This window comes from Lactobacillus sp., from assembly GCF_051893255.1.
Taxonomy (GTDB): Bacteria; Bacillota; Bacilli; order Lactobacillales; family Lactobacillaceae; genus Lactobacillus.
In genome coordinates, this window is record NZ_JBJFHB010000015.1 from 1 (window position 1) to 3,479 (window position 3,479).

5 protein-coding genes are annotated in these 3,479 nt (G+C 39.5%); 4 read left to right on the forward strand and 1 reads right to left on the reverse strand.

Annotated features, from left to right (window positions below):
- Nucleotides 1–291 precede the first annotated feature (291 nt).
- A complete protein-coding gene (locus ACI4WN_RS01175) occupies nt 292–1,044 on the forward strand; it encodes a hypothetical protein (RefSeq protein ID WP_439776613.1) in 753 nt (250 codons plus the stop codon).
- Nucleotides 1,041–1,250, forward strand: coding sequence for a hypothetical protein (locus ACI4WN_RS01180; protein ID WP_439776614.1), 210 nt, complete (start codon nt 1,041–1,043; stop codon nt 1,248–1,250). The genes ACI4WN_RS01175 and ACI4WN_RS01180 overlap by 4 nt, the downstream gene beginning before the upstream one ends.
- Nucleotides 1,251–1,292: 42 nt before the next feature.
- Here the strand turns inward: ACI4WN_RS01180 and greA are convergent, their stop codons facing one another.
- Nucleotides 1,293–1,757 (reverse strand): transcription elongation factor GreA, encoded by a 465-nt coding sequence (gene greA, locus ACI4WN_RS01185; protein WP_279201238.1) that lies wholly within the window; start codon nt 1,755–1,757, stop codon nt 1,293–1,295.
- 239 nt (nt 1,758–1,996) lie between these two features.
- On the opposite strand from greA, the gene ACI4WN_RS01190 reads away from it, so the two are divergent.
- Nucleotides 1,997–2,422, forward strand: coding sequence for an Hsp20/alpha crystallin family protein (locus ACI4WN_RS01190; RefSeq protein WP_439776615.1), 426 nt, complete (start codon nt 1,997–1,999; stop codon nt 2,420–2,422).
- Nucleotides 2,423–2,875: 453 nt separating this feature from the next.
- A partial coding sequence (locus tag ACI4WN_RS01195) for a glycosyltransferase (protein ID WP_439776616.1) occupies nt 2,876–3,479 on the forward strand: 604 nt, incomplete at its 3' end.

Consider the following 3,479-nt stretch of genomic DNA (forward strand, 5'->3'; position numbering starts at 1 on the left):
CTTTTATGCAGGTTGGACAGCCGCTGAAGCATTTATCGAATTCAAATACAAGATATCCACTGATCCTAGTTATATTTTAGGCATCTTTGGCTTTTTACTAGGTATCTACTATCTCTACAAGCTCAACAAAAAATAGCATGCAAAACCCGTCTAGCACTAAGCTAGACGGGTTTTCCACTTTAGTTGTCTACACTGAGGATGGTCACCGTTTTTTTCAAAAAAGCGCTTTATTCTTGAAATATAAGTGCTATACTAAATTTGTCTGAAATGTAATTTTTTTGGAGGCAAAAAGTGAAAAAAATAGGAAAAATAATCGCAGTTGGACTAGCAACTGGACTTTCTGCTACAACTCTTTTGCAAGCAACAATTCCAACCGTGGTAAATGCATCTACTACAACAAGCAGTGTGCAAGTCACTAGTTCAAATAGCAATTATTCAAAGGGATTATCAGACAACAAATGGCAAACTATAACCACAAAATCTAGAGAAACAATGCAAATCTTACCAGATGATTCTTCAAGAATGAGCGGCAAGGTAAGATACAATGGTGAGGAACACTCTTATAAAATTATCAATGCAAATGGAATCTACACTATCTATTTAGATGGCGAAGAAGTTTGCTCTATCGATATCACCAATAGCCAGGTACCGTCTTCTCAAACTAACAGTATTTTCAGTCCGTTTATCAACTTTAGCTACGCAAATGGTAAAGTTTCTTTTAGACATGCTGGAAGGAAGTACTACTACTTAGATACCCAGAAATATAATAGCGAAACCGTAAGAAAAATGACTGAGAGTGGAAAGTTCATACTATCTACGTTGTTAACCCTAATTCCAGGAGTAGGGCCTTATGTCAAAGGAATCAATTTCTTGCGTGAACTATATGTTATTAATTTTGGAAAGAGACCAAAAGAGAAGTGGTACACTGTAAAAATTTACTGTACCAAAGGATATGAATACTATGCCTGGAAGACATACACGTATAAGGATTCAGCCAGAAAGCATTTGCAATCTGTAAAGTGGGTGTACAAGAAAGTACTATGAAAAAACTAAAAGAAATTTTAAATGGCAAAGTCGCTACTAGCCTTTGTGCCTTCGTTGCCAGTTTTGCAACCGGCATTACCGTAACCGACATTCTGTTGTGGAAAAAATATGGCTTATTTGCCCGAGACATTTGGGAAGTAGCTCTTATCGGGATCGTTTTCTTTATTGACTCTATTTACTTTTTCTACAAGCTCAACAAAAAATAGCATGCAAAAACCGTCTAGCACTAAGCTAGGCGGTTTTCCACTTTAGTTGTCCACACTGAGGATGGTCACTTGGTAATCCCCCATTGGCGCTTCAACCGTCACCACATCTCCGGCCTTGCGGTGCATGAGGGCATGGCCCAAAGGACTGTCAAAAGGCAGCTTGCCATCGCCTACAGCCTCTTCCATCCGGCCCACGATCTTGTAGCTTTCCTCTTCCCCATCATCTTCATAGCGGATGGTGACATTTTTTCCCAGGTTGACCTTGCCGTCATTCTTGATCTCAATGATTTCTGCATACTTGAGCTGCTTGTTCAAATACCGCACCCGGCTGTCCAGGTGCCGCAGTTCCCTTTTGGCCGTTGAGTATTCCGTATTTTCCGACAAGTCGCCTAGGGCCCGGGCCTCCTTTAAGTTCTGCACCCGCCTTGGCCGGTCTGCCTTCAGCGCAGCAATCTCGTCTTCAATCTGCTTGTAGCCTTCCTTGGTCATTTTTTGAAAGTATACCATCTTGATCCCTTTAGTCCCTTCCAGTGAAATTCATGCCTTTAGTATAGCCTGTTCAAGGCTTTTTGTAAAAAGTTTGTTAGCAGTCAAAAAAGTTGAGTGCTAATTAAACACTTTTTTAAAAAAGGGACTATAATATTAGGTGTAGAGAAAGGAAAGCGATAACAAACCGGCAATCCTTTCTCCCCTCTCTGTTTGTGAAAAATTGCAATTGAATAATTTGTTGAAGGGAGTTTTGAATTATGGCTAATGATTTGATGAACCGTTACAACGACTTGTTCGACCACATGGGTGGCTGGCTTGACAACTCCAAGGATTTCTTGGACAGCCACGCCTTTAGGAACATTTTGCAATCAGACGTTGCTGAAGATGACAAAGAATACACTGTAAAGGTTGACGTACCAGGGATGAACAAAGATGACATCCACCTTGCTTACAGCGATGGCCTTTTGACCATTTCTGGCCACCGCAGCACTTTCAAAGACGACAGTGACAAAAAGAAGAACTTGGTTCGCCAAGAGCGCAGCGAAGGCTCCGTCTCAAGAAGCTTTAGCTTGCCAAATGTTGACAAGAAGAACATCTCCGCTAAATTGGACGATGGCGTTTTGACCATTACCTTGCCAAAGGCTAGTCCGGTTGAAGACGAAGACAGCATCACGATCGAATAATTTGCTTAAGTTCATAGAGTCTAGAGAAGCCCGCGAGGGCTTCTTTTTTGAGCTAAAATTTGTGAAATTGTGAAAACATGCCATTTAGGCATCAAAAATGACCACTTAGGCAAGTTTGGTTTCTCCTAAATTATTCGCATTATAATAGCAATTGTGATCAAGAGATCATCCAAAATTAATTTGTGACCGGGAGGGTTTAACTATGGAAAAGTTACTAAAAATTATCCGAAGAAGAGTTAAAGCAAGTCAAAGGTGGTAAGAAAAAACTGCCAAGTTGGGTAAAATGGTCTAACGGAATCAGTGGACTAGTTGGTGAACTAGCAGAACCAGGATCAATTAACTGGAAGCACCACCATTAATAGTATGATCAAATTTAAGAGATCTGAATCCGACAATTATACAACATTCTATCAAACCAATTCTAAAAACAATGTTCAACTAACAGGTTTGATAATGACTAAAAATCAGGAATCAAACATTCTAGAGGCGCTAAGATCAATAGACAATTACTGTGACTCTATTGTAGTTGTAGACACGGGATCTACTGATAATACTATTCAGGTCGTTAAAGAAAACTTTCCAAAAGCTCATCTTTATCAGGTTCCTTGGCGAGAAAATTATGCCTATATGAGAAACGAATGCTTAAAACTCGTTCCAGAAGGGTGGACCTTTGTTATTGATTCTGACGAGGTATTCGACAATTCACTCTGTACTAGTCAGGAATTAAAAAGTTTTCTATACTATCTAGATCAAACAAGTTCAGTTCCTGTTTGTACTATAAAAACAAAGTCGTACAATGGTAATTCCTTTGTAAGGAAAAAGGTTTTATACAAAAAAGGTGACTTTATAAGGTATCATGGCTGCGTACATGAAGAGCTTATAACCACAAACGGCGAGTTAGATATCGTTGACACCAATCTCTGCGTAGTAAACAAGGGAAACAGCCCTCAAGAAATCTTAAAATTTGATAAGGCTAAACGATACTCTGAACTACTATTGCAACAACTAAATCAAGAACCCAATAATCCACGGTGGGTTGCAATGATTTCTCAAGACT